This is a genomic window from Anaerolineae bacterium (genome assembly GCA_011176535.1).
GTDB lineage: Bacteria > Chloroflexota > Anaerolineae > Anaerolineales > DRMV01 > DUEP01.
In genome coordinates, this window is the sequence record DUEP01000079.1 from 1 (window position 1) to 7,545 (window position 7,545).

Genomic DNA, 7,545 nt, shown 5'->3' on the forward strand with positions numbered 1-7,545 from the left:
CTGGCCCCACCCCTGCAGGGCGCAGTACTTCGTGATGGCCGCCGTCAGGGTCGTCTTCCCGTGGTCGATGTGCCCCATCGTCCCCACGTTCATGTGCGGCTTCGTGCGCTCAAATTTCTGCTTAGCCATGCTTCTCTCTCCTTATGAATCAGCAGGTATGAATGCTCCGGATGACCTACAACTCACCCTTCACAATGGCTTGCGCAATATTCTCCGGAACCTGAGCATAATGGTCAAACTGCATGGTGAACACCCCACGCCCCTGGGTGATGGAGCGCAACTGGGTGGCATAACCGAACATCTCGGCCAGCGGCACCATGGCCCGCACGGCACGCGCGTTGCCGGGCCGCTGCTCCATACCCTGAATCTCGCCCCGCCGGCTGGACAACTGGCCCATCACATCGCCCAGGTATTCTTCGGGCACCACCACCTCGACCTTCATAATGGGCTCCAGCAGCACCGGCTTGCCGCGCTTCACACCCTCTTTGAAGGCCATGGAAGCCGCCACCTTGAAGGCCATCTCGCTGGAGTCCACCTCGTGGTACGAGCCGTCGTACAGCCGCACCTTGATATCGGTCACCGGATACCCGGCCACCACCCCGGCATCGGCGGCCTCGCGGATGCCCTTCTCCACCGCGGGGATGAACTCTTTGGGAATGGCCCCACCCACGATAGCGTCCTCGAAGATAATACCCGAACCGGGTTCGGCCGGCTCAATGGAGATGATCACATGACCGTACTGTCCACGGCCACCGGTCTGCTTGACGAAACGGCCTTCCACCCGCTCCACCGGCCGGGTGATGGTCTCCCGGTAGGCCACGCGAGGCTTCCCGACCTTGGCCTGGACATTGAACTCCCGCTTCATGCGGTCGATCAGAATTTCCAGGTGAAGTTCACCCATCCCGGAGATAATGGTCTGCCCCGTGGCCTCGTCGGTGCGCACGCGGAAGGTGGGGTCCTCTTCCGACAGCTTGCGCAGGGCCTCGTTGAGTTTGTCCTGCTCGGCCACCGACTTGGGCTCCACGGCCACGGAAATCACCGGCTCGGGGAAGGAGATGCTTTCCAGCACGATGGGATTGGCCGCGTCACAAAGGGTATCGCCGGTGAACGTGTGCTTGAGGCCCAACACCGCGCCAATATCCCCGGCGCGCACCTCTTTGACCTCTTCGCGGCGGTCGGCGTACATGCGCAACAACCGTCCGATGCGCTCCCGCTTGCCCTTGGTGGAGTTATACACCATGGCGCCCTGGGTGATCTTGCCCGAATACACCCGGAAGTAGGCCAGTCGGCCCACATAAGGGTCGGTCACAATCTTGAACACCAGGGCCGCCAGCGGGGCGTCATCCGAAGTGGGCCGCTCCACCTCTTCACTGGTGTTGGGGTTCCAGCCCCGCACCGCCGGAATATCCACCGGAGAGGGAAGGAAGTCCACCACCGCGTCCAACAACGGCTGGATACCCTTGTTTTTCAGGGCGCTACCGCAATACACCGGCGTGGCCTTCCCCGCGATCACCGCCCGCCGCAGGGCGGTCTTGAGTTCCTCAACGGTGATCTCCTCGCCTTCCAGGTACTTCTCCGTAAGGTCGTCGTCCAACTCGGCGATGCTTTCCACCAACTTTTCGCGGGCCTCGGCCACCTGCGCCTTCAACTCTTCGGGCACCCCCGTGACCGTGGGCTCCTTGCCCAGGTCGTCCACCCAGATGATGGCCTTTTCGGTGAAGAGATCCACCACCCCGCGAAAGTCCGCTTCGACCCCGATGGGCACCTGCACCGGAATAGGGTTGGCCCCCAGGCGCTCCCGAATGCTCTCGATGGAGCGCTCATAGGAGGCGCCCACGCGGTCCATCTTGTTGATGAAGCAAACACGCGGGACACCGTAGCGGTCGGCCTGGCGCCACACCGTTTCGCTCTGGGGCTCCACGCCCTGCACCGCGTCGAAGACCACCACCCCACCGTCCAGCACGCGCAGCGAACGCTGCACCTCGGCGGTGAAGTCGATGTGACCCGGGGTATCGATGATGTTAATCTGATACCCCTTCCACTCCGCCGAGACCGCCGCCGAGACAATGGTAATCCCACGCTCGCGCTCCTGCTCCATCCAGTCGGTCACCGTGGTGCCATCGTCCACGGAGCCCAACCGGTGGGTCTTCCCGGTATAGAACAGAATACGCTCGGTGGTCGTGGTTTTCCCGGCGTCGATATGGGCGATGATCCCGATATTTCGATACTTCTCCAAAGGATACTGCCGTTCCATAAAGTTCACCTGTACCTTGCGACCGCTACGGCCCAAATCGAACGCGGTTTAGACACGGAAGTGCGAAAAGGCGCGGTTGGCCTCGGCCATGCGGTGGGTCTCCTCACGCTTGCGCACCGCAGCGCCCTGGTTATTGTAAGCGTCCAACAACTCGGCCGCCAACTTCTCAGCAAAGGACTTCCCCGAGCGGGCGCGCGCCGACTGGATGATCCAGCGGCAGGCCAAGGCAAACTGGCGATGCGGCGGCACCTCCATGGGCACCTGATAGGTGGCGCCACCCACACGCCGCGGACGGACCTCCATGATCGGCATCACATTCTTCAACGCCTTCTCGAAGACCTCCAAAGGCGGCTTCCCCGTGCGTTCGGCCAGGATGTCGAACGCCCGATAGACCAACCGCCGCGCCACACTCTTCTTCCCGCTGCGCATCACGCGGTTGATGAAAGACTCCACCTTCGAACTACCGTATTTCGGGTCGGGCGGAATCACCCGCCGCTCAGGCCGATATCGTCGTGGCATAGTACACTCCCGTCACACCTCTGTCTGCGATAAGAATCGCCGGGCCGCAAAAGGGTGAACCGGCGATTCCTGCTTCCGAAACCCAAACTATCCTTTCGGCTTCCTGGTGCCGTACTTGGAACGGCCCTGACGGCGGCCTTCCACGCCGGCCGCATCCAGGGTGCCGCGCACGATATGGTAACGCACACCGGGCAGGTCCTTCACACGCCCGCCGCGCACGAGCACCACCGAGTGCTCCTGCAGGTTGTGCCCTTCGCCCGGAATGTAGGCGGTCACCTCGATCCCGTTGGTCAACCGCACACGGGCGATCTTGCGCAAAGCCGAGTTCGGCTTCTTGGGGGTCATGGTACGCACCACGGTGCAGACCCCGCGCTTCTGGGGCGAACCCTTGGGCAGGCGAATGCGACGCTGCTTCATCGAGTTGTAGATGTACTGCAACGCCGGCGCCTTGCTCTTGCGCTTCTTGGGTTTGCGTCCCTTGCGAACCAGTTGGTTAATTGTTGGCACGGCTGCCTCCCGAAAATTGATTCCCTGCAAAAGGCTTGTCCGACTCTCATAAAGGGAGGCCATCCTCAACTTGCGATGGCCTCGCCTTAGGCTCCCGTCGCTCACGCGGCGCCGCCGCGCGCACCCAAAGTGTGCTGTTCGGAACAGATGCGCATTCTACCACGCACCCTGCCCAGCGTCAAGGATGCGCTCACGGCTCGCACGCTTTGGCGAGGCTCAGCACCTCAGGGCAGGCGCCCCTGGTGCTTCTTCCTGTGGTCACAAATCGTCGCCCAGCGCCAGCAGACTGGTCGGCACCCTGGGCGTTCGACCCTTCTCGTCTTCCTTCCCAAAGGTGAGCACCCCATCGGGGGTCACCGCTTCGACGGCGATGCCCAGACTCTGCAACTCCTTCACCAACACCTTGAAGGACGCCGGGAGACCAGGCTCCTCGATGGGCTGACCTTTCACAATGGCCTCGTAAGTCTTCACCCGGCCCTGCACATCGTCCGACTTGATGGTGAGCATCTCCTGCAATGTGTAGGCCGCGCCGTAGGCCTCCAAAGCCCACACCTCCATTTCGCCGAAGCGCTGCCCGCCGAATTGCGCCTTGCCACCCAGAGGCTGCTGCGTGACCAGGCTGTACGGACCGATGGAGCGGGCGTGCACCTTGTCCTCCACCAGGTGGTAGAGTTTCAGCACGGTCATCACGCCCACGGTCACCGGGCGGTCGAAGGGCTCACCGGTCTTCCCATCGCGCACGATTTGCTTGCCCAGGATGGGCAGGGGGAGGCCGGTCTCTGCGGTGAACTCCTCAGCCTTGCGCCGCACCTCGTCGTCCGGGATGTCGGAGGTGTCCACGCCCTGGGCCGCCAGCCACAGGCGCAGCCCGGCCACAATAGCCCGGCTATCCTGGGCATCTCGTTCCTCGCCCTGCAAAGAGGCCTCTTCGAAGGCCAAGATTTTGTCCGGGTCGTACCCCTTCTCTTTCAGCCACTCCCGCAACACCGAGCGGCGCGCATAGATCCGGTCGTTCCCCAGGCGGAACACATCGTACCCTTTCTCGCCCAGCCACTGCTCCAGATACAACGCCCGCACCTCGTCGTCGCGCACGAACTCGGGGTCGTACCCCTGCTCCTTGAACCAGGCCCAGGCGCGCTCGGTCACCTCTTTCCACGCCTGGTCGACCATCCAGGCGCGGGCCAACTCGGCTTCCACCTCGTGCTCTTTGGCGCCGTCGAACACCGGCGTCACGGCGCGGAAGCCCAACTGCCGAGCCGCCCATCCCAGGTGGGTCTCCAGCACCTGCCCGATGTTCATCCGGCCCGGCACACCCAGCGGGTTCAGAATGATGTCCACCGGGGTGCCGTCCTCTAAGCAGGGCATATCCTCCACCGGCACCACCTTGGAGACCACGCCTTTGTTCCCATGGCGACCAGCCATCTTGTCGCCCACGGTGATCTTGCGCCGCTGGGCCACCGAAACGCGCACCATCTTCTCCACGCCCACGGGCAACTCGCGGTTTTCCTCCCGGGTGAAGACCTTCACATCCACCACCGTGCCCCGCTCGCCGTGGGGCATCCGCAGGGAGGTATCCTTCACATCCCGCGTCTTCTCGCCGAAGATAGCCCGCAACAGCCGCTCTTCGGGCGTCAGTTCCTTTTCGCCCTTGGGCGTCACCTTGCCCACCAGGATGTCGCCCGGCCCCACCTGGGCACCGATGCGGATGATGCCGTTCTCGTCCAGGTGGCGGATAGCGTCCTCGCCCACATTGGGGATGTCCCTGGTGATCTCCTCCGGCCCCAGGCGGGTATCCCGCGCCTCAACCTCGTACTTCTCGATGTGAATGGAAGTGTAGTAATCCTCCTGCACCAGGCGCTCGGAGATCAGGATGGCGTCCTCAAAGTTGCTGCCTTCCCAGGAAAGGAAGGCCACCACCACATTTTGCCCCAGGGCCAGTTCGCCGTTTTGCGTGGAGGACGAATCGGCCAGCACATCGCCCTTCTTCACCCACTGCCCTCTCACCACCGCCGGGCGTTGGTCCACGCAGGTACTCTGATTGGAGCGCTCAAAGCGGCGCAGGGTATACACCTTTTCCTCGCCGTCGTCGGTGCGCACCACAATGCGCTCGCCTGTGACAGAAATCACCTCGCCGTCCTCCTGGGCGAGCACCACCTGCCCAGAGTCCAGCGCCGCGTACGGCTCCATGCCGGTGGAGACCAGGGGCACCTCCGGGCGCAGCAGAGGGACGGCCTGGGCCTGCATGTTGGAGCCCATCAAGGCGCGGTTGGCGTCGTCGTGCTCCAGGAAGGGAATCAGCGATGCGCTCACGCCCACCACCTGGTAGGGCGCCACATCCATGTATTGGATAAGTTCGGGCCGCGTGAACTGGAAGCCCGAGCGGTAACGGCAGATGATGCTCTCGGCCGCAAACTCGCCGTGCTCGTTGAGCGGCGCGTTGGCCTGGGCGATGTAAAACTTGTCGTCCACATCGGCGGTGAGGTACTCCACCTCATCCGAAACCCAGGGCACGATGGGGAGCATTTGCCCGCCGAAGGTCTCGGCCAAGCGAGCCGCCAGAGCCTCGTCCACCCGCGTGCCCGCCGGGGCGACCAGTTCGTCGGTTTCGGGGTGGCGCACCTCGCCCCGCAACGCCCGGCCCACCAGGCGCGGATCGTTGGCCGCCATGCTGCCGTACACCTTGCGATACGGCGTCTCGATGAAGCCGTACTCGTTCACTCGCGCAAAGGTGGCCAGGCGGCCGATGAGGCCGATGTTAGGCCCTTCCGGCGTCTCGATGGGGCAGATGCGGCCATAGTGCGAGTGGTGCACATCGCGCACATCAAAACCGGCCCGCTCGCGCCGCAAACCGCCAGGCCCCAACGCCGACACGGTGCGCTTGTGGCGCAACTCGGAAAGCGGGTTGGTCTGATCCATGAACTGGGACAACTGACTGGACCCGAAGAACTCCCGCAGCGCCGCCACCACTGGGCGGATGTTGATCAACGAGGCCGGGGTCAGGTTCTCCTGATCCCGAATGGACATGCGCTCCTTGATCACCCGCTCCATGCGGCGCAGGCCGATGCGCAACTTGCTCTTGATCAACTCGTCCACCGTCTTCACCCGGCGGTTCCCCAGGTGGTCCACATCGTCGGGGTCCTCCAGGCCGTTGTTGATGGCGATAAGCCGCTTGATGATGCGCACCAGGTCCCACTTGGTGATGGGGCGGTGGCTCAACGGCACGACGCCGTGCAAATCCAGTTTTTGGTTCATCTTGTAGCGCCCGACCTTCTGCAGGTCGTAGTAGCGCTGGTCGAAGAGTTGCTGCTGCAGGAACTCCCGTGCGTTCTCCAGCGTGGCCGGGTCGCCTGGGCGCACGCGCTTAAAGAACTCGATCAGGGCCGCCTCGGCAATGGTTAGTCCACCGCTCAGGTCCCACTCCGGCTCCTGGCGAATCGTCGCCGCGATGAACATGCGGTCCGGGTTGTTATCCACATCCTCAAACAGAGCCAGCAACTCTTCATCGGAGCCCGTCTTAATAGGAGAGCCCTCCAGGCCATCGTCTACCGCCGCCAACGCGCGAAGGAAGATAGTCACCGGCACTGTGCGCCGGCGGTTGAACTTCAAAATCAGGTAATCGCTCTTCCGCGTCTCGAACTCCATCCACGCGCCCCGGTCGGGGATCAACTTCGCCTGGGCTAAGCGATGCCCGGTGGCGCGATCGATGGGGGCCTCGAAATACACCCCCGGCGAGCGAATCAACTGCGACACCACTACCCGCTCGGTACCGTTGAAAATAAATGTACCCTTCTCCGTCATCTCGGGAAAGTCCCCGAGGAAAATGTCTTGCTTGATCGGCTCCGGCACATCCGGCCCGGCCAGCAACACCGAGACCCACAAGGGCCGCGAGTAGGTCAGATCCCGCTCTAAGCATTCCTCCACCGTGTACTTCGGCTCCCCGAACCAGTACTTGAGCCCCCACTCCTTGGCCTCGGGCGTGTTGCTGGGGAAGTACAAACGCATCCCTTTGTTGTAGGACTCAATCGGCGTGATCTCGTCGAACAATTCGAAAAGCCCCTCTTTCCTAAGGCGCTCGAAGGACTTGATCTGCACCTCGATCAGGTGGGGCAAAGGCAAGTTGACCTGGATGCGCGCGTACGACTTTTTAGGCAAAGCCATGCGTGTCCTCTCCTGAATTAAAAGAAAACTGAACCGCCTGAAGGCAAAGGGATATTATAAAGCCCCCCTCACCAAACCGCAAGGTTTCGCAAAAGGTTGATTTTAAC

The 7,545-nt window shown here is 62.6% G+C and carries 5 protein-coding genes; all 5 read right to left on the reverse strand.

Features of this window, described 5'->3' with window-relative positions:
• On the reverse strand, positions 1-129 hold a 129-nt coding region (tuf, locus tag G4O04_07460), incomplete at its 3' end, for an elongation factor Tu (GenBank protein ID HEY58354.1).
• A gap of 46 nt (positions 130-175) precedes the next feature.
• Positions 176-2,254, reverse strand: coding sequence for an elongation factor G (gene fusA, locus G4O04_07465; protein HEY58355.1), 2,079 nt, complete (start codon positions 2,252-2,254; stop codon positions 176-178).
• A gap of 48 nt (positions 2,255-2,302) precedes the next feature.
• Entirely contained in the window at positions 2,303-2,773 is a 471-nt protein-coding gene (gene rpsG, locus G4O04_07470) for a 30S ribosomal protein S7 (GenBank protein ID HEY58356.1), read from the reverse strand.
• A gap of 87 nt (positions 2,774-2,860) precedes the next feature.
• Entirely contained in the window at positions 2,861-3,280 is a 420-nt protein-coding gene (gene rpsL, locus G4O04_07475; GenBank protein HEY58357.1) for a 30S ribosomal protein S12, read from the reverse strand.
• 258 nt (positions 3,281-3,538) lie between these two features.
• Complete coding sequence (locus G4O04_07480; GenBank protein ID HEY58358.1) at positions 3,539-7,438, reverse strand: DNA-directed RNA polymerase subunit beta; 3,900 nt, start codon at positions 7,436-7,438, stop codon at positions 3,539-3,541.
• Positions 7,439-7,545: the final 107 nt, after the last annotated feature.

Excerpts from the sequence above, each read along its gene's own strand:
- fusA (HEY58355.1), bottom strand. The coding sequence starts at position 2,254 with ATGGAACGGCAGTATCCTTTGGAGAAGTATCGAAATATCGGGATCATC.
- rpsG (HEY58356.1), bottom strand. The coding sequence starts at position 2,773 with ATGCCACGACGATATCGGCCTGAGCGGCGGGTGATTCCGCCCGACCCG.
- G4O04_07480 (HEY58358.1), bottom strand. The coding sequence starts at position 7,438 with ATGGCTTTGCCTAAAAAGTCGTACGCGCGCATCCAGGTCAACTTGCCT.